Origin of the sequence: Vibrio sp. T9 (assembly GCF_003123985.1) — a bacterium.
In the GTDB taxonomy this organism is placed as follows: domain Bacteria; phylum Pseudomonadota; class Gammaproteobacteria; order Enterobacterales; family Vibrionaceae; genus Vibrio; species Vibrio diabolicus.
The window spans coordinates 1-278 of sequence record NZ_NIGY01000211.1 but is presented as its reverse complement, the minus strand read 5'-3'; the positions used below and the strand labels follow the sequence as shown (position 1 = coordinate 278).

At 62.9% G+C, this 278-nt stretch carries 1 protein-coding gene; it reads left to right on the top strand.

The features are described 5' to 3' along the window. The coding region (locus CBX98_RS26480; protein ID WP_197710276.1) for a hypothetical protein at window positions 1-278 on the top strand (278 nt) is incomplete at both ends.

Sequence of the window (278 nt, the reverse complement as noted above, 5' to 3'; positions counted from 1 at the left end):
AGCCTGTGGCCATGGGGCCTGGCCGCGTACGCGATGAACATCGTCCTCGGCCTCAACCTGGCCTCGACCCTGGAAGGCTGGTACGTGGAACACGTGACCTGGGACTGGATCTTCTGGCAGAACACCGTCGTCGCCGTGCCTCTTTTCGCGCTGTATTGGTTCGGGCTACGGCGACTTCCGATCGACCACGATTACCTGCGCAACGGCGATTTCCGCGGCATGCTCACGGGTGCGGCCGGATTCACGTTTATCTTCGTCGCGCTCGACCAGGGCGATCG